Consider the following 24,991-nt stretch of genomic DNA (forward strand, 5'->3'; position numbering starts at 1 on the left):
TCATCCTCGTCGCCCACTCCCGTCGCACCCTCCACCCCCACGATGATCTCGACGATCTGTGGACGATCAACGGCTACGAAAATCTTGTATGAGCCGAGAGCCGCACCCAAAGTGAACTCGACGCCAGCAACCGGATGAAGTTGCCCACGGCGCAGGCCGGAAGACCTCACTCTGGTCGCAGGAACGGTCACCTGGCCGCTCTACCGCTCGGCCTCCTGCCGGCTGGCTGCGGCCGTTGGAGGGACGCGCACAGGGCTAGGGTTTCCTGGCTCGGCTCCTCATCGATCTCCGCGAGAGTCGTGGTGAGCAGGGCGAGGGTGCGGGGGATGGCGTCGTGCCGGCCAAGGCGTGCTTGCAACCGGGCGATGTCGCGGTAGATGGCTTCGTTGTAGCGATCCAGTGCGCGAGCCCTTTCCAGCAGGGCCGACGCCTGCTCGGGCTCGTCTTCGCGCAGGATGCGGACCAGGGCACTGACCGTGTCCAGCACATCCCGTCGGAGGGCCTCTCGGGGGGCTTCGATCCATTCCGCGGTGAGATTGGCGGCGAAGTCACCGGAGTAGAGCTCGACAACCCGCTCCGAGGCCGTGCGGCGGTCCTGCCCATGGGCGTCGTTCCGGCTCGTCTCCAGAGCGTCTTGCAAGTGCCACAGGTCGACCGTGATCTGGCCGCGGTCCAGGCCGTAGAGACCGTCCTCATGGACGGTCACATCGCGGAGTGCGCCATGGGTTGCCGTGCGCAGTGCCCGCCGTAGTTGGCTCAATGTCGCGTGGAAGCTGTTGAACGGGCGGTCTCGTGGAGCATCAGGCCACAAGGCGGTGGCCAGGGCCTCGCGGCGGACACCGTCGCGGTGCAGGGCCATGTAGGCAAGGAGTTCACGCTGCTTGGGGGCGAGTGTGGGGCTGAGATCGGCGTGCTCGCCACCGCCGGTTTGATGATGTGTCAGCCGCATGCGGCCGAGGACAGCCAATTGCAACGGCCGCAGCATGGTAAGGGACTCATCGGCGCTGGCAGACGGTGGTGGGGCAGCCGTGGTTGGATCGGCCGGCATGGCTGTGTATGGGCCGCGAGGGCCCTCCTTGGCGAACGGAATACCGCGGTCCGATTCATCGTCGGCTATGGAGGATGTGAGTTCGGGGTCCAGTACCTGGAGTGCTTGGGAGGTGGCGTTTGCGGGTGGTCGATCGTCGTCACGTGTCGCCGCGGAGGCCTCGTCTCCTGACACGGTGTCTGCATCGGCCTGGTGCCGGTCGTTCTCGCCGGCGGGGGGTTGCTGCGCGTCGAGGCGAGGAGCGGGGCCCTGGGCTGGGCGGCGACGCGGTCTTGTGGTGGTTGGCCGGGGCGCGCGTGCGTCGGTGCCGAGATCGCGTGGGCCTGAGACGGCAGGCGGCGCGGACGGGACTACCGGAGGGCGCTCAGCGCGGCGGTACTGCCCTGATTGTGCGTCGTGGAGGAGGTCCAGCAGGCATTGCGCATCGGCGCTCGGCAGGGTGAAAAGCCGGGCACCGCCGAGTACATCGGCCACGGAGGAATCCGTGGTGGCAACCGTACCGTCGGAGCGGATACGGGCGGTCGCGCCTGGGCGCCAGGGACCGAAGAGAATGCCGACCAAGCCGAGGGTGGAACCGTTGTCGAGGACAGCTTGCAGCCGGCGATCCGCGTGTGGAGCGGGCGTGGCGACGAGCACCAGATCGCCAGCCTGCGGGCTGGCCGTATTCGAGGCAGCGTCTGTGCCTGTACGGGCGAGTAGTTCGACTTCCATCGTGTCCAGTGCTGCGTCGAGATCATCGACGATGTGCACCCCGGCCGGATGGTTGGTGTTCTCCCCCATCAGTAGGCTGGCGTCGGTGGCGGGGATGAGGATCTCGACGGGGCCCGTGGCAGGCTGTCGACTTTTCTCGGCGAGCAGTGAGATCAGCAGGGCGCGCATGGCGTCGAGGGCTCCCGGGCCGATGAGTCCGAGGCCGCGGGCGCGAGCCAGGTTCCAGGCGAGTGCCTGACCGTCCTTGACGCCGATGACCCGACTGCCAACTGGTGAAGGTGTGGGTGCGCCGACTTCCGGGATTTCGCCGGGCGGCTGGACGGCTTCGGCAGCGGCTGAACGGGATTCGACGAGCAGACTCAGGTCGTCCGCGTCGTCCGTCCGGATTGCGTTGTCGTGAGCGAGGCGCAGAGCGCGTACGACGGGAGCGATGATCAGGTCGTCGCGGTCCCCGCTGCCGGGACGGTAGCGCATCCGGCGGCGGCGCCGGACGGTGAGCAGGGCTGCGCTGATCAGCGCGGCGAGGCCGATGCCGACGAACGCTCCTGTGGACAGGCTGACGCCGGGCTGCCGGTGAGGCCGGTGGACGGGGAGGGGCCGCGACGGGGCGTTGGGGGTTGAAGGCGCAGTCGGGCTGCTGCTGGGCGGCGACGTGTGGGTGGGCTGTGATGGGCTGGGTGAAGATGCCTCACTCGGTGCGGTCGGTGTGCTGCTCTGCGGTGGATGCGGGGATGCCGTCGCTGGTGGTGCGGGAGTGTGGTGCGTGCCGGAGATGGACCAGTCGGCCGGAATGCGGAGGATCCAGCCAGGGCGGATCAGGCTGGGCTGGGTGAGGGTGTGTCCATCGGGCTGGGGGCGGCGGCGGTTGAGGGCGTAGATCTCGGGCCAGCGGCTCCCGTCGCCGAGTGTGCGGTCGGCGATGCGCCACAGGCTGTCGTAGATGCCGTCATGCGGCAGTTTGACTTCGACGGTGCCGGCGATGCCGATGTCGTGTGAAGTCCGGAAGGCGGTGGCGGTCGCCTGGGTGAAGGCGATCAGCGTTGCGGGCCGTGGTGTTGGAGAGCTCGTGGTTGTCGTGGCGGAAGCCGTCACGAAGGGAGCCGGCGCGGCGGCTGCGGGCGTCAGGGGCCGGGAGACCAGGGTCATGATGATCGTTGCTACGAGCACGGTGGCCAGGCTGTTGAGCGGGCCGGTTTTGGGAAGGGTTGGCCGCGGACCGGCCCGGACCTGGTCTGTGGTGGCGCGGGCGACGTCGAGGACGAAGGCGCCCCAGACCGGCCAGAGGATGCAGGCCAGGGTGTGGAGCAGGAACGTGGTGCTCATCGGGGCGAGCAGGACCGCGTTGACTTCAGGCCAGGTGGGGAGGTGGTGTGGAAGCGGCCAGCCGATGTAGCACGCGAGTCCCCAGGGGATCCCGGCGACGAGGACGGTCAGCACCGTTGTGGCGAGCAGGCCGCGCAGCAGGTGGGCCCCCCGCCACAGCAGGCCGAGGGCGGTCCGGGGGCGGGGAGGCTGTGCGTGTGCGGGCATGGCCGGGGCCTTGTCAGGGTTCGGAGGTGGTGACGCCGCGGACGGGGTGGGCTGAGCCGGTTGCGGTCACCGTCAAGGAGTCCAGGCCGAGCAGGCCGAGGAGTTGAGTGTGCTGGTGGGCGGTGACGGTCACGGTGACCGTGTTGCCGGTGAGGGTGACGGTTCCGGTGTCGTGGGTGAAGGCGAGGTAGGTCTGTACGCGTGCGCGGGCTTGGGCGGGGACCAGGCGCAGGGTGCCGGTGTCTCGGTAGGCGGTCAGGTCCAGTGCCTGGGCGCCGGCGCGGGCAGCTTCCTGTGCTTCTCCGATGGCGCGGACCTTGGCTGCCAGGGTGAGGCCGCCGTCCACGATGAGACCGGCGAACATGACGATCGCGACGGCGAGGATGACGACAAACGGGGTGACCTGGCCGTCGTCGGCACCAGTGGGGCTGCGCTGAGGGTTGGCTTGGCTATGCGGTGATCTCACGATGTGTCACCTCCCCGGGTGGTGTTGGTTCGTGCTCTACGGCGCTTCGGTATTCGCGAACCCAAGAGCTCTGGAGCGGTAGACGTCGACCGGTGAGGTGGATTCGGCGGTGAGGGTGGTAGTGCCGGGCACCTGGAGCAGGGCCAGGTCGTGCAAGCCGACGGTGCAGGAGACGGAGACCGTGACGGTGGATCCGGCGTGGAGCGTGCCGCTGGTGGCGACGGACAACGACTGGCAGGTGACACCGGCCTCGCTGAGGGCGCTGGTGGCGGTGGAGCGTGCGTCGGCCGCGGCGGCGTGACCGCTGCGGTCCAAGGTGGCGGCGCGGGCGGCTTGGTGAGCGGCGTCCTCGATGCTCAGCCGAGTGTCGGACAGCCTCCCGCAGTACACCAGGAACCACAGCATCAGGATCAGAATCGGGATGGTCAGCACCAGTTCGAGCGTCACCGATCCGCGTGCGTCGTGCAGCAGCTGGGCGAGCCGGCGCGTCGTGCATGGCCGCCGTTCCCGGGCCGGGTTCGGATCGGTGGTGGTGGAAGGATGTCTCATGGCGCCGCCTGGGTGACCACCGGGCGGAACCGTTCGACGGGGCCTGAGGCGTGGGTACGCACCGGTAGGTGCAGGAACGGGACGACGCTGCTGGCGGTGCCGGTGATCTCGACCGCGGCATGGTCGGCAGTGCGGGTGACAGTAATGTGCGCGCCGCGCAGCGGTCCCTGTCCGAGCTGGTCGAGGACACGCCGGGCCTCGTTCTGGCCAGCAGACGCTGTGCCAACTTGGGCACGGGTGACGGACAGCGCATCAGAGGCGGTTGCCTGGGCGATGTGGGCGGCGTGCCACCAAACGGTGGCCTGCGCGAGCAGCAGCACCATGGTGAGCAGCGCCGGCATGATGATCACTATCTCGGCGGTGACCGCTCCCCCGTCGTCCCGCAGCAGGCTGGAGAGGTAGCGGGCAGCCGTTCGGGCCGCGCGGTATGCGCGGCGTTGTTGTCCGGCCACGGTGAGGGACATGTCGGCTCGGACTACCTGAACACCACGCTCTTCGCCGCGGAGGTGATCTCCGGGCCGAAGATGCCGACGATAGTGAGAGCGAGGGCGGCCAGGCCCGCGATCCAGATGACGTGTTCCGTAGTGACCCCGCGGTCGTCGGCGGCGAGGCGGCGAATGAGTAACCGTATGCGGTGTGCAAGGGAGGTGAGCGGAGGCATCAGGCCGTTCCTTTCGCGTCGAGTCGACATCGACGCCTGGTCACAGGGACTTTGTGATCTGGGTCAAGGCGGGATAGAAGACGAAGATGATGAAGCCGAAGGCCATGAGGATACCGGGCATGGCCATCCGTTCCGTGGCGGCGTTGGCCTTGCCTTCTGCCTCGGCTCCGTTGCGAGAACGCATGGCAGCGGCCTTGGCTGCCAGTGAGGCGCGTATTTTGGCTCCCTCGGTGCCGGCCAGGGAGAGTGCTGCGGCGAGTTCACTCAGCTCGCTGATCTGCAGTTCTTCGCCGAGCAGGCCGAGGGTCGTCCAGGGGGAAGTGCGGGTGAGGCGGGCGGTGTGCAGCGCGCGGCGCAATTGGCGGAACGACCAGCCTTGCCCGATGCCCGCCGCGTCGATGAGGGCGCCGTCGACGCCGGCGCCTCCGGCGAGCAGGACGTGGATCAGGTTCAGGTAGGCGCCGAGTGCGTGGCGGAAGGCTTCCCTGCGCCGTTCTGCTTCAACGCGCACGGCGGCATCCGGCAGGAGGAAGCCTCCGACCGCAAGGGCCAGACACCCTCCCAGCGGTATGGGCAAGGGCAGCGGGCGACCGCCCAGGGTCACCAGCACACCGACCGCTGCCGGCAGCAGGAGGCCGGTCAGCGCCAGCGCGGCCTTCTCTGCCAGATGCGTTTCGGCCGAGCGTTCGGCGATTGCGAGGTCTTGGCTGAGCGAGGGTCCGGGCAAGCCAGCGGCACGCAGCAGGCCGGTGAACGGGCTGCCGACTCTTACGGCCCAGCCGCCGCTGTCAGTGGCGAGGATGGGCGGCGGCGCAGGGGTGGCTTTCAGCCGGGAGACCAGTGCGGCCAGGGTCGGACGGGGCGGGACGAGCCACAGGGCCAGCACCCACAGACCCAGGCCGGCACCGGTGCCCAGCAGCGTCAGAGCGATCACTCAGGTCACCTCCCAGCTCGCGGTCCGGGTCGGTTTGGCTGCCTGCTCCGTGGTTTTGAGGCCGATGAAGAACCGGTCCGGTTCCTCGATGCGGGCCATACGGCGCAGCCAGATGAACGCAGCCGTGAACAGACCGCCGATCACCAGCAGGATCAGCTGCCCAGTCACAGAGTCGTAGGGGGTGAGGAACTGGGGGTTGAACAGGATGAGGGCGCCCGCGAACGCCAGGGTGGTGATCACCACCACGCGCATGGTGGTGCGGGTACGGGTACGGCTGGCCTCGATCCGGTGGCGCATCTCCACTTGCGCGCGGGCGGTGGCCGCGAGTTCGCCGAGCAGTGGAGCGAGTTGCCGGGCCTGATGCTCCGAGGAAAGGATCAGGGCCGCGATCGCCAGGTCGGCGGTCGGGTCGGCCACGTAATCCGCCATCTGCTGCAAGGCGGCCGTCAGGCGCTCTCCGCGTTCCAGTCGGGCGGCCAGCTCCGCCACCTGGGGGCGGATGGCCTTCGGCGCGGTGGAAGCTGTAGCCAGGATGGTCTGTTCCAGACCGGCCGCCGCGGCAAGAGTGTCACGCAGCATCTCAGTCCATCCCGCGATGCCCTCGATCCGGGTCGTCCGCTCGCGCTCGGTCGTGCCGGAGCCGAGGATGCGCGGCAGGCTCCACGCGGCCATCGCCGCCAGCAGTCCGCCGACGACCCACCCAGTGATAATGCCGACCAGCAGTCCCGCCCCGACAGCGCCGGCCAGCCACCGCCCTGCGTGGCGGCGCGGATCGCTCCATCGCGGCCAGCGGGCCAGGCCGGTGGCAGGGTTGGGAGTGCGCCATACGCCGATCAGCAGCACCAGTCCCGAGCCGACTCCGAGTCCCATCAGACCCATCAGACCCATCAAGGGCGCGTATCCGCTCACGGCTGCCGCCACGTCCACTCGGGGCGGTCGACCGGCTCTGGGTTGTAGCCGGCCGAGACCAGGTCGTCCATGGTCTCGCTGCGCAGTGGTACGCCGGGTTCCGCACGCAGATCCGGGCCGGGCCGGAAGACCTCGTTGGAGACGATCTGCTTGTCGTCGGCATCGACGATCTCCCGAATTGAGGAGACGACACGGAGGCTGTCCTGGCCGCGCGGTTTGTCCAGGTGGACGACGAAGTCGAGGGCGCCTGCGACAAGCAGATTGGTGGCCTCCAGCGGCAGCCGTTCGGGGCCCTGGACGGCGTAGGCGGCCAGTTTGGTGAACGCCCCCCGGCTGGTGGAGGTGTGCAGGGTGCCCATGGAGCCGTCGTTGCCCTGGGACATCGCGTTGCACATCGGGATCACCTCAGGCCCGCGTACCTCCCCGACGATCACCCGGTCCGGGGACATCCGTAGTGCCCAGCGCACCAGTTCGGCCTGACTGACCTCGCCCTGGCCCTCGATGTTCGCCTCGCGGGACTGCATCGCCACCACGTCCGGATGGGTCTGCTCATCGGCGTCCAGGCCGAGTTCGAAGACGTCCTCGACGGTGACGAGTCGTTCCCACGGCGGGATCTCGGAGGCCAGGGCGCGCAGCATCGTGGTCTTGCCGATCGCGGTCCCGCCGGTGACCAGAATGTTTTTCCTGGCACGGACCATAGCGGCGAGCAAGGACTCCAAGTGCCGGTCGAGGGTGCCGCTCTCGCGCAGCTGAGCCAGGGTGGCCCCCTGGAAACGGTGCCGCCGGATGGACAGCGACGGACGGGCGGTCACCGCCATCACCGCGAAGGCCCGCTCGCCGCCGGGAAGTTGGAAGCTCACTCCGGGACTGCCGCGGTCGAAGCGGCGTTCCTCCAGGCCGCTGCGCGCCGCCAGATCACGGATGAGTTGCACCAGCTCCGTGTCGGAACCCACGACGGGCGGCAGGCGGTCCCGGCGGCCGTCGGCATAGCGGACGAAGACCCGGTCTCCAGTCACATTGATGTTCTCGACCTGTGGATCCTTCAGCAACGGATCAAGTCCGGCCATGCCGAACACCTCGTTCAAGACGGTGGTGATCACCATCTGCTCGACATCCGGTGCCACCATCTCCTGTCCGGCCGTGAGCATCTTGTGGGTGTACTCCTCGGCTGCCTCCGTGAGGATCTTTCCCGCCAGGGCCAGGCGCTCGGCTTCCGTCATCGGCGGGCGACCGGCGGCTTCGCCGTCACGAATCTGCTGCGCCATCCGTTCCGAGAGCCGCTGCCGCAGATGGATGCGCAGCCGCTCGGCCGGCGGCCCTATCTGCATGCGGCGGGCGCCGAGGCCGTTGAACCCGACAGCGTGGATGGCAGTCTGGGCATCCGGCGGTGGGACTTGTCCTTGGGACGGCCGGGCGGTGTACTTCTTTCCCGGTTCTGTCACCGCTGCACCCCGCTCCATGACTGCCGCGGATTGCGGGCTTCTTCGGCAGGCGAGCCGACGGCTCCGATCCCCGGGTCGACGCCGGCTGCCTGTTCTGGTCCCCATCCCGGAGGAACGACGACTCGGGAGGCGGCCAGATCGGCGATCCGGGCCAGGGCCCTGCCCAGCGGCGAACGGGGCGGCGTCGCACGTCGCATGGGCTGTCCTCCGAGCGCCGCGGCGCCCTTCGGATCCTCCGGGATACGTTCCATCACCTCGATCTCCAGCTCGCGCGCTACCTCGCCGGTCGGGTAGCCGTCGCCGACGAGCACGAGGCACGGACGTCGCGACCAGCGCGCCACGGTGGGCCACTGCATGGCCACGTGGGATAGGGCGTCGTCGCGGGCGCGGGCGAGCAGCAGCATGACGTCCGCCTCCCGCACCACCTCCAGTGTTGGGGAATCCGGCTCGATGCGCCCGCAGTCCGCGATCACCACTGTCCCGACCCGAGCCGCGGCCCACCGCAGCGCCCCGGAACCGACACGGGTGAGCTGAGCCAGCGACGCGCGTGCCTGAGCGGCACCGGCCGGACCCACCACGACCAGCTGTCCTCCGGGCAGCCGCTGCGTGTGCTGCCACACCAGCCCCTGTCCCGCGCTGCGCCGGGCGGCCGCCGCCAGGCTCATCAGCCCCGGGGCCGTCTCCAACCGATAGCGACCCAGCAGGTCACCCCCGGCCGCATCGCATTCGACGACCACCGGGGTCTCCCCTGCCTGCCACAAGGCAGCAAGACCCACCGCGGCCGTGGTCACACCCGGAGAGCCCTTCAGGCTGCATACCGCCACCAGCGTCACCGTCCGCCTCCGTGCACTGTCACCACGCTGACCTGGCCCGCCGGTGCCGCGGCCAGCTGGCGGGCGTCCTCTTGGGCCATCTGCAGCGAGATCACCGTGGTCTGATCGGTGCTGTTGCCGCGTACGTCGGTCACCGTGGCGTCCCAAGCGGACGCCTGAGACGAAGACGGTGCCGAACTGGTGGAGGCTCCGCCGGCCGACGTCACCACCACGCTCACGCGGTTGCCCGGTTGTACGCCGGGCGGAAACTGGCCCGCTTTCAGCCCCACTGCCGCCACCGCCTGCCCGGCCGGCGGGACATGAGCCTCGCCCAGCAGATTCCTGGTCAACGGGGTCCCGGCCGGAAGGCTGTACGCGACGGGGTGCCCTACCGCCTCAGCCCGCGCACTCGACGGGATGAACGCCAGCGTCGTGCCGACCGAGACGTTCTCCTCTCCCAAGTCCTTGGCGGACAGTGCCTGCCCCACCGAGACCGCGCGGGTCAGCACCAGCACCGGCTCCTGATCACCGATTCGCGTCGCCACCACCACTCCGCCCGCGGTGCAGCCCAGAACCAGCAGCACCCCCACGAGCAGATAGGGAAGCCGACGCCGTCTGGGCACACTGGCCATCCACGTCGGAGGCCGGCCGTCATGGCGGCCCGCCCAGCCCGCAGGAGAGGTATTCCCCGGGCCTATCGGATCCGAGTGCGTGGACACACCGGTACTCATCAACTGCCACCTCCCGGCAGAGGGCTTCCTGGTACCGCGCCACCGAAGCGGCGAAAAGGTCAAGAGTGTGCGGGGTCTCCCCCGGCGCGGGACGGCTGACGGCGCCTGAGGCTTGGCGTCAGCCGTTGTTGTTCAGCGCCTGGCTCTCCGCGACGCGGAAGTCGGCGTTTGACGTGGTGGTCATGTCGGGGTATACACCGGTCTGGCCGGCGCCGGACCAGGTCACCGTCCAGTGCACCGTCGCCGAGACCGCGAAGGCACCCTGGGGTTGACCGGCTGAGGAAGTGAGGTAGGTGTAACCGCAGTCGGGCGACGCGCTCTTCGCCCCCGCGCCAGATCCGTACGGTGTCCCGGGCCCTTTGCACGTCACCGAGTTGCCATCGCCTGTCGTCCACACGACAGACCCCGGTCGGGCCACAGCCGTCACCGAGACCCCCGGCACCGACGCCGTGGCCGACACTGCCTTCCACTCCCCGCGCGCCAGCCACAGCCAAGTCGGCAGGCCGACCAACTGCTCATCCGCAGGGTTCGCCCTGATCCGAGGTGACGACAGCCGCAGCTGCCTGCGGGCTACCTCTGCCAGTTGCGCCGGCGTCGGCTGGGCCGCCCCGCCGTTGCGCGGCGTGTCCGCGATCCAGATGGGCGGCCGGTACACCGCATCCCGCACACCGTCTGCCGTGCACTTGTACACGTACCACGCGCCCGACTCGCCCGGCTTCGGATCAGCCGCCGGCACAACGGCGAACGACGTAGCCGAGGAGTACACCGCGGGCACCGCCGCAGCCACCTCGCCGGACGAACTCTCGTACGCGGTCTGTGACACCCCGGGCGGGGACTTGTAGCCGCTGCGCTGATACGAGCAGTCGGCCAAGTTCAGATTGGGATTCGAAGACCGCGGCACCTCCCCGCCACCACCCTCGTTGCTCCCACCGCCAGTCGCCGAACCCCCCGACCCAGAAGACTGGCCGCCGCCATGCCGGGGCGTGCTGTTCTGGCCGCCCGATCCAGCACCGAGCTCACAGCCGGGATGCGGGTTCTGGTCACACTGCACCGACCCCCACCCGCCATCGCCGAACGCGGGAGCCACAGCCACCCCCACGATGACGAAGGACAAGCCCGTTGCGGCAACCGCCTGTCTCAACATGAGCCCACCGCCTCGACCGCGAAGCGAGCGACCTTCCACGCTCCGTTGAGTTTCCTCACCTCGGCCGTGATCGCCTGCCGCCCACCGGGCTTGTCGTCCGCGAGCTTGCCGTTGTCCTTGCGGTACTTCAGCCAGTGCGTGGAATCACCGCAGTCAGAAAACACGACCGTCGTCGGGTCCTGCATCGGCGTTGCCGAGCTCACCTTCGGAGCGTTCTTCGGTTCGCCCTCCGTCACCAAGCCGTTGAGATGATCCGCGTACATGCCACGCATGATCGCCGACAGTGCCTCCCCGGTAGCATGCTGGGCCAGCGTCGGTGAGTCCCAGTCCGAGGTCTTCGCTGCCTCAGCCATGTCTTGCCACATGCCCAGATACGCCGTGCTCGCCTGTGCGCGCGCAACTTGCGCCAGCGAGAAGGACGGCGAGGAAGCGGGTTTACGACTGGAGGGAGTCTCACGCGTTCCCGACGGAGCCGAACCTGTCCCCGCCTCCGTACTGCAGCCGGCGATCACCAACAACAGGGCGGCTACAGCCGCCCAGCCAGCGGCCCGTCCAGCCAACGCGCGTCTACCTAAGGCCACCACAGCTACATCACCTCGGAATGGGTCAGATCTCGCTGTCCGGCGTACGAACGGTTCCCATGCCTATCGCTTCACCCCGTTCCCACTGCAAGGTGCGAACGCCTCCCCGATCGTTCCAACTTCACCGAGGGAGCGGGGATTTGGTGAATCCTTTACCGAGCACGCCGTTCGACTACCCTTCGAGCAGACCGCGTCGTCGACGAACTATCACGAGGAGGCGCTCCTCGTGGCCGGCCGCCCAGTAGCCAACCGGCACAAGGGCCGCGAGAAGCGCGTGGCCGGCCGGGGTGAGCATGCAACGGGCGGTAGAGGCGAACTGACCCGGCCGAGGCCGATGGATGACGAGGCCCACATCGATAAGACGGTGGAGGGTGTCCCAGAGCACCTTTTCTGACAGGGAACGTCGTCCTGTGAGGTCGCGGTTCCGGGCGATGCCCGCGTTGACGGCCGCTGCGACACCAGTCGGATGCTGAGGCCCGTGGTTCAACTGACAGAGGACCGCAAACCCCCAGCGGAGGCGGAGAACCGCGAGCGCCATCCCCACCCCGCGCCAGTGCTCCTGTTCCGGACTCAATGCAGGCACGCCAATGGGCAACCCGTCGAAGCTAGTTGACGGTTTCCCGCGCCGGTTCCGTAGAGCTGCGGCAAGCTGGTCTCGGTGGGCGGCCGACCATGCAGCCACACGGTGCATGGAGTGGAGCAGTTCTTTGCCCGCTGCCGTCATCTCCCATGGGCCGTAACCAGTCACCCGGTCCGTAGCGACTCGCTGGCACAGCAGGAGGCCTTCCTTCTCCATCTGACGCAGCGTGGCCAGAAGGACCTTCTCATGGAGAGCGCGGCTGCCCCCTAGGTCCGCGTTCCGGGCCGTCCCCTCGTTGATGAGCTTCAGCAGTTGGCTGGTGCGGAGCGGTCCGCCCAAAAGAGCAACGAGGACCGGGTAGGTCCAACGGTTCCGGAGCAGCTCCAGGGACATTCCGATGTCCCGCAGCCTTCTTAAGTCCGCGGCCATCAGCTGACCGCGTTTCGGACGCTCATTCGAAGTACCGCCCTTGAGAATGGAGTTGAGCTCGCTGCTCCGGTGCTGCATCCAACGTGGCCCATACGATCCAACCGCCGCCTCGGTCTTCCGAACGGCTCACGCCCCAACGCCGGGACACAGCTTCAACGAGCATCAGCCCACGCCCTCCTTCGTCGTGCACAGGCACGTGGCGGGGTTTCGGCGTCGTCTGTTCCGTGTTGCCGTCCTCCACTTGGATGAACAACTGGCCTTCGGCGACCGCGAGGACGCAGGTGACAGCCTGCCCGTTCGAGTGGAGAACGGCGTTGGTGAATAACTCGCTCACCACGAGGACGGCCGTGTCACGGCTGTCGGAATCAAGGTGCCAGGTGCCGAGGTGGCGTCGTACGCGGCGCCGGGCTTCGGCCACCGAAGCAGCGGCGGCCGGGAGGACAAAATCAACTCGTCGTGCTGAAGAAGTGAGTTCGGGAGGAGGTCCCCCCGAGGTAGTGACGTCAGGGAGAGCCACGACTGATTCCTAACAGGATTTGAGAGTCTGCCGCAGGCCAGCGCCGTGAGGAGCATCCCCGGTAATCGTGACAGGGGATGCGTGGAAGGCAGCGGCCCATGAGGACGCGTTCGTGGGGGGATCGGGGCGCCCGCGCAACGTGGCGCGGTGTCGGTAGAGAGCCCGACCCACAGCAACCGGCAAGTGACATCACCCGTCGTCGGCTCGCGTCGTCGACTCCTTGTGGTCGGCACGCGCCAGGGAACAAGGGTGAGCCCAGTCACGCGCGCCACTATGCTCGCCCCTTTGCACACTTGGCAACACCCACCATGCACTGTGCATAGTCCTGGGTGTGCACTCTGTCCGTGTTGCGAGGATCGTGGCAGACTGCAAGACAACCTGGCATCCAGGAGGCATACGAAGTGAGCGCACCACGGTCCGCCCCGACGGTCCTGCAGATGGTGCTCGGGCGACGGCTTCAGGAGTTACGGAAGGCCGCAAAGCTCTCGGCGCAGGAGGCCGGCGCCGGCTTGCACATCGCTCACACCACGGTCACTCGGATGGAACAGGCCAAGGTCGCCCTGAAGTGGGCAACGGTCAAGGCCCTGCTTGAGCTCTACGGCGTCGGGCAGTCCGAGGCTGAGCAGTTCCTCGCCCTCACCGTCCAGGCGAATGATCCGGGCTGGTGGCAGAGTTACCGCGATGCCCTGCCGACCTGGTTCGGTGTCCACGTAAGTCTTGAGAACGCCGCCACGCAAATCCGGGGCTACGAGCCCCATGTCGTCCCGGGCCTCCTCCAGACAGCAGAGTACGCCCGAGCGGTGCTGTCCCTGAACCGACCCCATCCGACGTCGGAGGAACTGGAACGGCGTGTCAGCCTGCGCCTGGAGCGCCAGGCGCTGCTGACCCGCAGCGATCCCTCGCCGCCGCTTGTCTGGATCATCCTGGAAGAGACAGTCCTCCGCCGCCCGGCCGGCGAAGAGGCGGTGCTGCGCGCCCAGATCGATCATCTGCTGGACGCCATCCGTCTTTCGAACGTGACTCTTCAGGTTCTGCCCTTCTCAGCCGGACTGCACCCAGGTGCATTCGGTCCTTTCACTCTCTTCCGGTTCCCGATCGCCGACTTCCCGGACATCGTGGGCACCGACAACTTGAGCAGCGCGACATACAGCGAGGACGAGAGCGAAGTGTCGCTGCATCGCGAGGTGTTCGACCGGATGAGCGCTCAAGCAATGTCAAAACGACGTACCAGGCAATTCCTGCTGGACGTCCGCAAGGAGTTAGACGGATGATGCACGCCAAGAACGCCGAACGTGAACTGGGTTCCGAGGGTTGGTGCAAGCCCTGGAGTGGCAGCAACAACGGAAACTGCGTCGAAGCGAAGCGACTTGAAGAGGGAAGGATTGCACTGCGGCAATCCACCGACCCTCTCGGCCCCGCTCTCATCTTCCCTTCGTCTGAGATATCCCATTTCGTCGCTGCTATCAAGTCCGGCCTTGCGGACTTCCTGATCAAGTGAGGAAACGATGAGCCAGACAATGAATTCAGGCTACGACGGGAGCTGAAGTGACCGACCAAGGATTCAGTGCCGACTATATCGATACAAGCGTTCCGCATTCTGCCCGGATGTACGACTGGTTCCTCGACGGGAAAGACCACTACGCCGCCGACGTGGCCGCAGCCAAGAAGGTCATGACTCTCATGCCCGGAGTCAAGGACACTGCGCGCAGCAACCGCGAGTTCATGCATCGAGCCACCCGATACCTGAGCCAGGCCGGGGTAACTCAGTTCCTCGACGTCGGAACCGGTATCCCCACCGAACCCAATCTCCATCAGGTAGCCCAGCGGATCACACCCAACGCCCGCGTGTTGTACGCGGACAACGATCCGATCGTTCTACGGCACGCCGAGGCCCTCCTCCTGGGGACGCCGGAAGGTCGCACCGCCTACATCCACGCCGACATTCGGCGCCCGGAGGTCGTTCTCTCATACGCGCAGGACCACTTGGACTTCACTCGTCCGATCGGCCTGTCCTTGGTCGCCCTCATGCAGTTCGTGACCGACGATCAGGCGCCGTACGAGATCGTCAAGAGGCTGCTGGACCCGTTGGTTCCCGGCAGCTACCTCATGCTGTCGCACGTAACCTGGGAGTTCGACCCCGAGATCTGGGAGCGTGTCGACGCCATCTATCGCGCCGGCGGCACGCCGGTCAAAGCGAGGTCGCACGACGAGGTCACCCGCTTCTTCGACGGGCTCGAGATGTGCGACCCCGGGGTCATCCTTTCCACCCACTGGCGCCCTGATGACGAGATGCGGGTCCGTGACGAGCAACCCCTCTACGTGGGCGTCGCCCGGAAGATCTGAACGCCGACAGGGCACTGACCTTGAAGTGACGACGGTGCTGTGGTGTACCCAGTGGCTGAGGCACTGCCGACGCGGCCGCACAGTTGCTCGTTGGCTGTCGTGGCACAGCTCCGTGTCCCCACTACCCGAAGGGCTTCCGTGTCGGACCATACGAGTCGATGGAGACGCCGGAAACCGGACGCCAATAAGTTACGACCGGATTCGCCGTCTTCTGATAAGCATCGCTTCTTACAGGGGCTCCACGACATCCGCCACTTACTGAGCGGTGAGTGGACATGGGATGTCCTTGTCGCCCTCCTCGACGAACCACTTCAGTACACGAAGCTGCTGGACACCATCCGCAGCCTCGACAACGACACGGGGTGGCCGAGCCGGAAGCACCGCCATCTTCAAGACAGCCAGCTGAACCGGACACTCCGCCGTCTGGAGCAAGGCGAGCTCGTAAAGCGCACGCGCGAGGCAACCTTCCCTTACCACGCGACCTATGAAATCTCTTTGGCCGCAGTAGAACTATTGACCGCCGCCTCGTCATTGGTCTTGTGGGCAGAGGATCACGCAGACCTACTCGATCGAGTGAGGCAACGACGAAAGGAAGACGTCTCTGACTGACGAGCTCATACATGATTTCCGCTGAGATATCGAGGATGGCGGCAGAGCTTACGCGCTCTCAGGTTTCAAGATCGGCTCAGCACGGTCTCGCTGGTGTCCAGAGCGGTTGTGAGGCTGCGGCCCAGTACTTCTGGAAGTTCCCCTGTATCAAGAGCACAGCCCCGGAGGAGTTTCTCACAACCATGCCGCTGGGTGTCGCCAGCCAGCGTGCTGAACAGGGGATGGCCGAGGAGTTCGCGGGCCGCGTATCCGTTGCGTGCTTCTGTTGTTCGCCGGACCAGTTCGTCGATGTGGAGGCGGGCTGCAGGGTGTTCGGCTGACCCGACGGCGTCCAGGACAGTGAGACCCAGACGGATGTCGAAGACGGTCATGCCCGCCTTCGCCTCGTGGTTCAGGTACATGTTCGTCAGGGAGTCGTCGACCGGTTGGCCCGTCTCACGGCGACACAGCGTCTTCAGGCATGCGCTGACGGCCTGCTCCCACCGTTCCCTGGGTGCCGTAGCCGCGAGCAGCTCGTCCGCCCTTCCGATCTGGCCGGACGTGAGAGCCGCGATGACTGCGACTTGCCGTCCGTCCAGCATCCTGGTGCCCACGCCCTTGTGCCGTTCGATGTGGGCCAATGCCTCGAACCATCGCCCTGTGGTGGTGAGGCTGCGTGTGCCGTCGGCCAGGACGACGCGCCATAGCCATGCCCGTACCTCTTGTCGGTCGTCCTCCGTGTCGGTGAGGTCAGCCGGCACCGTGATGCCTTCGAAGGAGACTGCGGTGGCGGAGCCGACGGCCTCGTACAGGTCCAGCAGCCGCTGACGGCCCTCGTCGGTTCGGCCGGCGCGGATCTGCAGGCGGGCGAGGTTGACCAGGGGCTCCAGCGCGCGGATGGCGCCCATGGCGGGGAGAGGGCAGGCATTCAGGTAGGCCGCAGCGTGCCGGTGGCACATCGCTCGGGCGAGCTCCGGAAGGCCGAGGTCGGAGGCGATGAGCGCCGTCTGGTTGAAAACGGTGGAGGCCAGTCCCTGGTCGCGCTGCTCCATGGCACGTGCGGCCAGCTCGGTCACAGACCGTACCCGATCGGGCAGCGGAAGGCAGGCGGGTCGGAATCGCGCAATCAGCGGAAATCGCCTTGCTGTTGAGCCGTTCGGATCCATGGTCCCCTCGGGCAACGTTGACACGATGAGTGAACGGGCCGGGGCGGCGCACGTCGACATGGCCGACGGACACCACCCCTTCCTGCATGGGCAGTTGTCTGTACGGCCCGTCAGCGCCAGTCGACGACGATGCGGTTGAGCGGCGTGTCGAGAGCGAAGAGGCCAGGGCGCTGCTCGATCACGGGAGCGTCGAGTGGCTGGATCTCGAAGGCGGCCTCGCGATCGCGGTACTCGCGGTCCCAGGTGCGGATCGCATCCACGACCTTCGCGGCCAGCTCGTCACTGCCGGGACCGTGGCCGACGACGCCGAACTCCCAGAGCTTGCCGCCCTCCGGGGTCTTTCGGTCCGACAGACGGCGAGCTAGGTAGGTGATGGCGCCCTTGTCGACGGCCGCGGTAGAAGAGGGATAGGGGTCCTCGGCGAGGACTGTCCCCTTGGCTTGCTTCGTGAACAGCATCCGGATCAAGCCGCTGGGCAGCGAGCAGGAGACGAACAGCTCCATCCACTCCGGAGATTCCATTGCCTGGACCGTCATCCCGGTCCATTCCTCGATGCGCGGCTGCTGAAGCACTCCGGCCAGGGCGTCGGCGTCGATGCTCTGGCCGGCCGGGGCCTGGAGCCGTACGGTGCCGTCCGTGCTGAGCGGAACGACGCGGCGGTCGTCGTCCGCGATGCCCCGGCGCAGCGGCATGAAGGTGTTCATCTTGCTGCTGACGCTCGTCCAGCGGCCGTCGTGCAGTTCGTAGGCGATGGAGCGGGACACCGATCCCCTGAGGCGCTGGGGCACGACGAGCCGTCCCCCCGGGGCGAGTTGCTGCAGCCAGGAGTGCGGGACGCCATGTGCACCGACCGTGGCGATGATCCGGTCGTACGGCGCGCCTTCGGCATGGCCGACAGCTCCGTCACGGGTCAGAGCCTGAACGTTGGTGAACCCGGCGGTCGCGAGGTGCGCCCGGGCCCCTTCCACGAGGTCGTCGTCCACGTCGATGGTGGTGACGTGACCGCCCTCGCCGACCAGGTGGGCGAGCAGGCCCGCGTTGTAGCCGGTGCCCGCGCCGAGTTCGAGGATGCGTTCACCGGGCTGCGCCTCCAACTGGTCGAGCATGAGCGCGACGATTCCGGGCTGGGATGCACACGAGATCGTCGTGCCGTCGGTGTCGTACTTGATGTTGACCGGCACGTTGGCGTAGGCGTCTTCGAGCGAGGCGTCGGGCACGAACAGGTGCCGGGGGACGGTGCGCAGCGCGGTCTCGACGACGGCGGCGCGAGCGTATCCGGACGCGCGGATCTGGTCGACCAGGGCGTTGCGGAGCCGGGTGGCCTCGGCATCGGGGGTGGTGATCGTGTCGGTGTTCACCGCCTTGACGCTAGTGGTTTCGGACGTGCCCTCGGCGGACGACGCGGTGTTGTCACTCGATCCCATGACTGCCTCTCTTGCAATGTTGAACAGGGCGCTCTGGTCTCCGGAAGGGAGACCGGCGCGGTTGGCGTGGAAGATCAGGTGGTGTGCGATGACGGCTCGCAGACCGCGGGCAAGACGACCGCCGGCGGCAAGGCGGGTGAGGGTTGCCCCGGCCTGCTCGAAAGCGGCGATCCACTCGGCTTGTCCTTCGAGCGGTCCTCTCGGGCGGCACAGGCTGTGGGCATCGACCGTCATCAGCTTCTGCATGGCCGGAATCAGGGAGGTCGCCCGTTCAGGTGCGAGGGGTTCGGCAGCCGGCCGGAGCGCGGCGGCTTTCGCCCATACGTCCCCTTGCTCGAACCAGTCGAGGTTGGCAGCCCGCATTAGGGCGCTGATGAGGAGGACGGCGGCCTCCCCGCGGCCCAGCCGTCGGGTGCTGGGCCGGTACATGAACAGGTGACGGCTGTCCTGGTGGAACAGGTCGTGGGCGGCGTCCATGGCCTGTGTACCGCCGAAGGCATCGGTCTCCGGTTCGTAGACTCCGCGTACACATGCCGTCGCCGTGCCGTCGTCGACGAGGTCGCTCAGCAACAGCTCGACGCGCTGGGAAGGCTCGGGCGCCCGGTACCGCAGCGGCCAGGGCTGCTTGTTCATGAACCACCAGCCGGAGAGTTGACCGTCCTCTTCGGCAGCGCGCAGCGTGGGGCCAAGCCGCTCGACGATGGTGCGCTTGCCGCTCTCGCGGTCGGAGAAGGTGATGTTGTGCTGGCGCCAGGGGGCCGGGTGCATGGCATTGGTCCTTCGGTGTGTGGTCAGGCGATGAGCAGGCAGGCGTCCCAGGAGGTTCGGGGCGGGGCCTCGGTCGCGGGGACCATGAGCGCCAAGGCGATCCCGGCGGCGCCGTTGAGGAAGCCGAGCCCGGCTTCCTCGTCGTTGACGATCGCCGAGGCCGCATCGTCCGGATCTGTGCCCGGCGGGCAGACGACGCTGAGGAGGGCTGGGATCGCTGCGCGCAGCTGGCCTTCGGTCGACGGGTCTGCGTCGTCGGCGGTCCGGGCAGCGATGTGGGTCAGGCCGGCGAAGCCGTGGCAGAGACCGTTGTCTGTGGTCGCGTTGAGCTGCGCGGTGTCGGTGAGAGCGCCCACGAGCGCGTTCTCGGCTTCGACCTGACGGTCGGTGTCGCCGAGGGCGATCGCAGCAAGTTGCCGGGCCCGGGCCAATCCCGCGGTGCCGTAGCACCATGACGGTCGCCGTGGCGCGGACGGAGCGAGGAGCCCGCTCCGCAGTTCGTCTCGCTTTATCCAGTAGGGCCAGACGTGGCCACGGTTGGTTTCCTCCTGCCAGCGGTCCAGCCAGGCCAGGATCGTTTGCAGGGCTCGATGGTGATGACCGACGGAGGTGCCGCGACGGGCGGCGAGCGCCAGGAGGGCGAGCACCCCGCCGATCCCGTGCGCCATGCCTGTGTTGCCGTGACCTCCTGGGAACCGGCTGTCCGGTCGTCCGGAGGGACCGGTCGGTGTCCACCAGCCGGGCAGCACTTCGCCGCTGTGAGTGACCGGTTCGGTGAGGCGTACGCAGTAGTCGAGGATGGCTCGCGTTTCGTCACCGCTGGGGGCGCGGCGCAGGAAGTAGGCCCCATATCCGGTCAGGCCCCGGATGGTGTCGAACTCGGCCAATTCCGGCAGTTTTCCCGCGTCCATTCGGCGGTGCGCGGCGTCCAACCTGCGGCGGACGTCTACGGTCAGTTGGCGGTCGATCAGGCCCAGTGTGCGCTGGTAAGCGCCGGGCACGTGGTCGGCGGCGCAGGCCATGGCGTGCGCGAGGGCGGGCACCCCGTAGAAGGGGTGGCTTTCGGGACCGCTGGTGAACGGGGACCGTACGGCAGCATCGAGCCAGTCATGTGCGCGCTGCCACGGGCCCAGGCCGGACGCGGCCCGTTCGATGTGCAGCAGCGCGATGCCGGTCGGGCCGTACGCGAGGTGCTGGCGAGCGGACGCACCATCCCGCCCTGGCAGCTCCGCAGCAGGGCGGGCCAGCAGATCGGCGATAGCCGTCGCCACCTTACGCGTGATCGCGTCGTTCACCGTGCCCTCCGGTGCATCCAGGCCATGGCGGCGGCGCGCGTGAGGTACAAGCAGGCGGCTTCCTCTGGGAAGTCGACCGCGACGTGGCGTACGAAGTGGACGTGCAGCAGTGAGGAGAGGACGTCGTCTTCCGCGATGCCCTGGGTGTGCGGGCCGGGGACGTGGCCTCGGTAGGCCGCCAACGCCGTGTTCCGATCGGTCCACGCTTCCACGATGGCCTGCCCCCCGGGCGCGCTACGCAGAGCCGTCCAGCCGCCGGAGGGGTCGGACAGCCTAACGGCTTCCGACAGTTGAGCGCGGGGAATCGTTGCCGGCGCCGTGCGCGGAATGTGGTTGACCAGCCAGCGCATGCCGGCCTCGGTGCTGCCGAGGAACGCGATGGCGACGGCGATGCTGTGCGCGGCCACCAGTGTGCGCTGGTGCGGACGCTGAGGCTGACGGAGCTGGTGGACCACTACGCGCGAGTCGGCTCGGAAGACGTCCTCGGCGGCGTCCCAGGCAGCTCCGGAGCCCCATCGACCCATCTCGCGGTACGAGGTGGGGTAGCGCAGATCCGACAGCAACCCCTGGGTGCGCAGCTCGTCGGCCCAGGCGCTGACCGTACGGACGGTCTCTGCGAAGGCGGTGGAGTCGGGCAAGGCGACGCGCAACCGCAAGTGCTGCTCGGGGTCCCGGAAGCGGATGAACCACCAGGGTGGAGCTCCGAGTTGGTTCACCAGCTCGGGGACGTGCTTGGTCAGCAGGACGTCCTGGCGTCGGACGTCGCCGTACAGGGTGGCCAGCAGCAGGGACGAGATGCCCGGGGCCTGGATCTGCGCCGGAGAGAGGGCGCGGGCCGGGGCGGGGGCAGGCAGGGGTGGCCATGCTGGTTGCCGGATCGCCTTGAGCGGTACGACCACCTCGTGCGAGCGCCCGCCGCTCCAGCCGTTGGCGCCCTGGGGTGGGGCTTCGACGAGGAAGGCGAGGCGGGCGCGGTTCAGGTGCTGGCGCAGCAGCGAGCGGTGCCCAGCCTCGTCTAGGTCCAGGAGCAGGCGACGGTCGTCCTCGGCCAGAAACACCCGCTGCGGCGTCCGCCGTCGGAGTCGCCAGTCGTCGAGCGCCGCGTCCCATTCGGCCTGCGGTCGGTCGCGGCCGGGAAGCTCTGCGGGCTCCAGCCGCCACCGCGCCGGGGCGAGTACGGTACGCCCGTAGCGCAGCCGGGGCAGGAAGGGCATGGCCGAGGCTGCGCCCCAGTCGAACAGGGTGACCTGGGCGCACTGGGCGCGGGACAGCTCGGTGAGGAATCGTACGAGCGGCGGGGTGTGCGTAGCGAGGTTCAACGCGTGCATGCCCACGGCTTCGATCCGGTGCCCGCGCTCCGGGACGGCCAGGTACATGCGGCGGCCGTCGCATGCCACCGACAGGTCGTCGGGCGTGAGTACACCCGCACGAGGGGTGCGGTGTTCCTGGATGCTGATCACGGTGGGCAGGGTCTGTGGGGCGCGGGTGACATGGGCGCTCGTGGGCAAGAGCGGTGGGAAGGACAGCTGGGCGGGGACGGTCCCGGCGTCCGCCGCCGGCAGATCGGACAGCTCCGCTTCCAGGGCGGCACGGTCCTGAGAGGCCAGCACGCTGAGGAATCTACCCAAGGCGACGCCGACGCCTCGGGAGACGCTCACGATCTCCAGCCGGAACCGCCCGCTCTGCAAATCGCCGAGGCTGGCGGCGTGCACGCGGACACCGATCTCCACGTGGGGCGGAACCCTTGGGTGCTCGGGCCCGATATCCATCGCGGCGATCAAGTCGTCGGTGAGCACCACTTCGTCGCGGCCGTCGAGCACGGCAGCCTGGGCCAGCCCCACCAAGGTGTCGTCCCGCACTGAGGTCCGTCGACGCCGTACGTCTGCTGATGTGCCCGGGTAACCGTCAGGGAAGCCGGTGCCGCTGTCCGCGAGGACTTCCTTGAGCGGCACCATGGTGCCGATGCCGTATCGCTCGTAGAACCGTCGCTGGTACGCCTTCCAGGCTGCGGTCCCGTAGGGAAGAGGGCTGACCCGGGTCAGGGCCCAGGCGGCACGCTCGATCTCGTGGGCAACCGACTCAGGCAATGCGACTTGGGCGTCCAGCCGGAGATCAAGAGCGATCGGATGGCGGCGAACCTCTGGAACCAGGGCCCGCATCCGCGCCGCCGTCCCGACCCGGCCACAACGGGAGCGTTTGCCTCTCAAGTCAGCTTGCACAGCGCGGAGTTCACTTACAAATAGGGCGACCGGCGCCACCGTGTCGGCGTTCGCGGCGGCGAGGCTGCCCAGCAGATAGTCCAGCGCGTCGGTCTCGGTGCTCGGCGCGTGCAGGCTGGAGACCAGCACCTGGTGCCGCATCAATTCGCGCACGAGTCCGCGTGCCTTCTCCGCCCCTGCGTGGGGGAACTCCGAGACAAGCTTGTCGGCCAGATCACCCGCGCGTATCGGCGATTGGGCGGCATCCAGGATCATGCGCACCGGCGCGGACAAGCCGATGGACGCCTCGACTGCGTGCCGCGGGTCATCCTGAGTGTCGGGCTTGTAGGGCACGACAAGCCGATCGCCGCGTTCCGCAACGACGTTGTTCAGTAGCACTGGTAGACGCCGAAGTAGTTCCGGGCATGACTCCAGCAGGTCGATGACGACCGCCAGCCATTCTGCGCTCGCCCGCCCGATCGCTACATGGTCCGAACCCCAAACCGTGGCCGCTCGTGCTCCGAGAGCCGCTGTGGTCACCCCTGCGAACAATCCGAACGGAGTCGCCCGATGCTCGGCCCGCAGCAGATAGCGGGCTACGGAAGCGACGGCGCGGCGCACGTCGCGCGTGGCCGGAGTGCCGGACGAGAACAGGGTACGGACCTGGGACGCGAGCTCGGGGCTTGCGTGTTCCACGGCCTCGACGAGTTCCTCGTCCGACCACGCTTCCCGCAACCACGCCAGCCGGGAGGCCGCACCGTTCGGAGATGGGTCATCAAGGTCAGGGCACGGAGAAAGGGGAAGCTCCGGCCGGGCGACTGCACGGACAAGAGCCGTCTTACCGGCCCGGTAACCGGTTTTCGAAGCCATCACAACCTCCGTGATCCAGAAGGGCGGCCGGTGCCCTCGCTGTGCGAGGTGCGAAGGCACCGGCCTGTACTGATGCGCGCCTTGGGTCAGGCCACGTTGGTGGTGCAGGCGCCGCAGGTCTCGCCGCAGCCGTCGTCCGTCAGGTTGATCAGGCCGGCGACGTCGGCGATCTCGACCAAGGTGACGTCGAGGTCGAAGCCGTCCGGTGTCGCGGCCGACGGCTGGGTCGCCTTCGTGCTGGGCTCGATGCGAGGACTCATGTCAACTCCACTTATTCGATGGTTATCTGCTTGGGCAGTTCAGCCGGGCGCGTGCTCGGCGCACGTCTTGAGGCCGCTACGTCGCACGTGTTTCCCAGCCACCGGCCCCGGGTGCCGTGCCCCGATCTTGGAGTGAATCGAGGCCGCCTTTCCCAGGGCTGGTGTCCTACGCCGCATTCCGGAGACCGGCTCGAAGAGAGCGGTTCCAGAGGCGGCCGTGTGTCAGGCCCTCTTGGGGTTCGTACCGTTCGACTCGACACCGGCCAGAAGGCTGCGGGCAGCGGAATGGACGAACGTCCCCTCCTGCCGGGTACCGCTGAGAATCCCTCGTTTCTTCAGCGGCCTGAGCGCGGACTTGAGTGTGCCTTCGGTGGCGCCGAATTCCTCGGTGAGCGCCTTCGTCCCGGGCATCCTGCTGCCTTCCGGATAGATGCCATCCTTGATCCGGGTCGTGATCACGTTCCGGATGTGCGGGGATTGGGTCCTTGGCAGGGTCCAGGTCTGTATCTGCCCCGACCGCGTGCGCACCTGGAAGGTGGATCCGGTGGGCGGGGCGTCGGGGTTCGTGACCACGGTGCCGAGACCGGAGATGCCGAGGGTGTGACCTTCCTGGGCCAGTCGGGCCAGAGCTCGTCGTACGGACTCGTCACGGACACCGAGTTGCACGCACAGCCGTTCCGGTGTGGGGAGCACGTCACCGACCTGGTAGGTGCCGTCGGCAATGCCGGCCCGCAGGACCGTTTCCACCCGATGGGCCTCGCTCGCTTCGTCTAGGCCTTCCCCGAGGTCGAGGAGCCGTTGCACGAGAGCGAAGGAGCAGCCCAGGAAGGAGGCGATGCCCAGCTTGGATCCCCCCGCATGGCGTGCGTCGACGACCGCCTTTGCGTACCGAGCACGCTCGTCGCGGGTGAGCCGTACGCCTGGTGTGTAGACAGGTAACTCTTGCAAGTGCTGTTGCCAGGGCGGAATGCCGATCTTTCCGGGCCCGAAGCGCGTCTTCATGCAACTACTTCCATCGTGAAGGGGGCGAAGTCG

24 protein-coding genes are annotated in these 24,991 nt (G+C 67.8%); 4 read left to right on the forward strand and 20 right to left on the reverse strand.

What is annotated here, in order from left to right:
- Window positions 1–187 precede the first annotated feature (187 nt).
- The 14 genes from ACFZDK_RS27650 to ACFZDK_RS27715 all read right to left on the reverse strand — a co-directional run bounded on the left by ACFZDK_RS27650 (window position 188) and on the right by ACFZDK_RS27715 (window position 13,044).
- Window positions 188–3,289, reverse strand: coding sequence for a hypothetical protein (locus tag ACFZDK_RS27650; RefSeq protein WP_390976535.1), 3,102 nt, complete (start codon window positions 3,287–3,289; stop codon window positions 188–190).
- Window positions 3,290–3,302: 13 nt separating this feature from the next.
- On the reverse strand, window positions 3,303–3,755 hold the full coding sequence (locus ACFZDK_RS27655; protein ID WP_390976537.1) for a pilus assembly protein TadG-related protein: 453 nt from the start codon (window positions 3,753–3,755) through the stop codon (window positions 3,303–3,305).
- 36 nt (window positions 3,756–3,791) lie between these two features.
- Window positions 3,792–4,304, reverse strand: a complete 513-nt coding sequence (locus tag ACFZDK_RS27660) for a TadE/TadG family type IV pilus assembly protein (protein ID WP_390976539.1) — start codon at window positions 4,302–4,304, stop codon at window positions 3,792–3,794.
- The gene (locus tag ACFZDK_RS27665) at window positions 4,301–4,768 is read right to left on the reverse strand and encodes a TadE/TadG family type IV pilus assembly protein (protein WP_390976541.1); all 468 of its coding nucleotides are present in this window, start codon (window positions 4,766–4,768) and stop codon (window positions 4,301–4,303) included. The genes ACFZDK_RS27660 and ACFZDK_RS27665 overlap by 4 nt, the downstream gene beginning before the upstream one ends.
- Window positions 4,769–4,779: 11 nt before the next feature.
- Window positions 4,780–4,965: a hypothetical protein gene (locus tag ACFZDK_RS27670; RefSeq protein ID WP_390976543.1), complete on the reverse strand. Its 186-nt coding sequence runs from the start codon at window positions 4,963–4,965 to the stop codon at window positions 4,780–4,782.
- Window positions 4,966–5,005: 40 nt separating this feature from the next.
- On the reverse strand, window positions 5,006–5,899 hold the full coding sequence (locus tag ACFZDK_RS27675; protein WP_390976545.1) for a type II secretion system F family protein: 894 nt from the start codon (window positions 5,897–5,899) through the stop codon (window positions 5,006–5,008).
- Entirely contained in the window at window positions 5,900–6,769 is an 870-nt protein-coding gene (locus ACFZDK_RS27680) for a type II secretion system F family protein (RefSeq protein WP_390976547.1), read from the reverse strand.
- A gap of 35 nt (window positions 6,770–6,804) precedes the next feature.
- Entirely contained in the window at window positions 6,805–8,250 is a 1,446-nt protein-coding gene (locus ACFZDK_RS27685) for an ATPase, T2SS/T4P/T4SS family (protein WP_390976548.1), read from the reverse strand.
- Window positions 8,247–9,083, reverse strand: coding sequence for a hypothetical protein (locus ACFZDK_RS27690; protein ID WP_390976550.1), 837 nt, complete (start codon window positions 9,081–9,083; stop codon window positions 8,247–8,249). The genes ACFZDK_RS27685 and ACFZDK_RS27690 overlap by 4 nt, the downstream gene beginning before the upstream one ends.
- Entirely contained in the window at window positions 9,080–9,652 is a 573-nt protein-coding gene (locus tag ACFZDK_RS27695; RefSeq protein ID WP_390976552.1) for an SAF domain-containing protein, read from the reverse strand. Before ACFZDK_RS27695 ends, ACFZDK_RS27690 begins: the two co-directional genes overlap by 4 nt.
- A gap of 259 nt (window positions 9,653–9,911) precedes the next feature.
- Entirely contained in the window at window positions 9,912–10,664 is a 753-nt protein-coding gene (locus tag ACFZDK_RS27700; RefSeq protein WP_390976554.1) for an ATP/GTP-binding protein, read from the reverse strand.
- 266 nt (window positions 10,665–10,930) lie between these two features.
- Window positions 10,931–11,290 (reverse strand): hypothetical protein, encoded by a 360-nt coding sequence (locus ACFZDK_RS27705; protein ID WP_390976556.1) that lies wholly within the window; start codon window positions 11,288–11,290, stop codon window positions 10,931–10,933.
- 400 nt (window positions 11,291–11,690) lie between these two features.
- Window positions 11,691–12,491 (reverse strand): winged helix-turn-helix transcriptional regulator, encoded by an 801-nt coding sequence (locus tag ACFZDK_RS27710; protein ID WP_390976558.1) that lies wholly within the window; start codon window positions 12,489–12,491, stop codon window positions 11,691–11,693.
- Between the two features lie 58 nt (window positions 12,492–12,549).
- Complete coding sequence (locus ACFZDK_RS27715) at window positions 12,550–13,044, reverse strand: ATP-binding protein (protein ID WP_390976560.1); 495 nt, start codon at window positions 13,042–13,044, stop codon at window positions 12,550–12,552.
- A 401-nt stretch (window positions 13,045–13,445) separates the two neighbouring features.
- Here ACFZDK_RS27715 and ACFZDK_RS27720 point away from each other — a divergent pair, with 401 nt between their 5' ends.
- From ACFZDK_RS27720 to ACFZDK_RS27735, 4 genes are all read left to right on the forward strand, one after another.
- Window positions 13,446–14,315 carry a Scr1 family TA system antitoxin-like transcriptional regulator gene (locus ACFZDK_RS27720; RefSeq protein ID WP_390976562.1) on the forward strand — a complete coding sequence of 290 codons (870 nt, stop codon included), beginning with the start codon at window positions 13,446–13,448 and terminating at the stop codon, window positions 14,313–14,315.
- Complete coding sequence (locus ACFZDK_RS27725) at window positions 14,312–14,542, forward strand: DUF397 domain-containing protein (RefSeq protein ID WP_390976564.1); 231 nt, start codon at window positions 14,312–14,314, stop codon at window positions 14,540–14,542. The genes ACFZDK_RS27720 and ACFZDK_RS27725 overlap by 4 nt, the downstream gene beginning before the upstream one ends.
- A gap of 47 nt (window positions 14,543–14,589) precedes the next feature.
- A complete protein-coding gene (locus ACFZDK_RS27730; protein WP_390976566.1) occupies window positions 14,590–15,387 on the forward strand; it encodes an SAM-dependent methyltransferase in 798 nt (265 codons plus the stop codon).
- Between the two features lie 138 nt (window positions 15,388–15,525).
- Window positions 15,526–15,996 (forward strand): winged helix-turn-helix transcriptional regulator, encoded by a 471-nt coding sequence (locus ACFZDK_RS27735; protein ID WP_390976568.1) that lies wholly within the window; start codon window positions 15,526–15,528, stop codon window positions 15,994–15,996.
- Window positions 15,997–16,061: 65 nt separating this feature from the next.
- Here the strand turns inward: ACFZDK_RS27735 and ACFZDK_RS27740 are convergent, their stop codons facing one another.
- From ACFZDK_RS27740 to ACFZDK_RS27765, 6 genes are all read right to left on the reverse strand, one after another.
- Entirely contained in the window at window positions 16,062–17,141 is a 1,080-nt protein-coding gene (locus ACFZDK_RS27740) for a hypothetical protein (protein ID WP_390976570.1), read from the reverse strand.
- A 110-nt stretch (window positions 17,142–17,251) separates the two neighbouring features.
- The gene (gene fxlM, locus ACFZDK_RS27745; protein ID WP_390976572.1) at window positions 17,252–19,333 is read right to left on the reverse strand and encodes a methyltransferase, FxLD system; all 2,082 of its coding nucleotides are present in this window, start codon (window positions 19,331–19,333) and stop codon (window positions 17,252–17,254) included.
- Window positions 19,334–19,356: 23 nt separating this feature from the next.
- A complete protein-coding gene (locus ACFZDK_RS27750) occupies window positions 19,357–20,628 on the reverse strand; it encodes a lanthionine synthetase LanC family protein (RefSeq protein ID WP_390976574.1) in 1,272 nt (423 codons plus the stop codon).
- Complete coding sequence (locus ACFZDK_RS27755; RefSeq protein WP_390976576.1) at window positions 20,625–23,696, reverse strand: thiopeptide-type bacteriocin biosynthesis protein; 3,072 nt, start codon at window positions 23,694–23,696, stop codon at window positions 20,625–20,627. Before ACFZDK_RS27755 ends, ACFZDK_RS27750 begins: the two co-directional genes overlap by 4 nt.
- Window positions 23,697–23,782: 86 nt before the next feature.
- Complete coding sequence (locus ACFZDK_RS27760; protein WP_390976578.1) at window positions 23,783–23,956, reverse strand: FxLD family lanthipeptide; 174 nt, start codon at window positions 23,954–23,956, stop codon at window positions 23,783–23,785.
- 222 nt (window positions 23,957–24,178) lie between these two features.
- Window positions 24,179–24,958: a GntR family transcriptional regulator gene (locus ACFZDK_RS27765; RefSeq protein ID WP_390976580.1), complete on the reverse strand. Its 780-nt coding sequence runs from the start codon at window positions 24,956–24,958 to the stop codon at window positions 24,179–24,181.
- Window positions 24,959–24,991: the final 33 nt, after the last annotated feature.

It is taken from the genome of Streptomyces sp. NPDC007901, assembly GCF_042959465.1.
Lineage (GTDB): Bacteria > Actinomycetota > Actinomycetes > Streptomycetales > Streptomycetaceae > Streptomyces.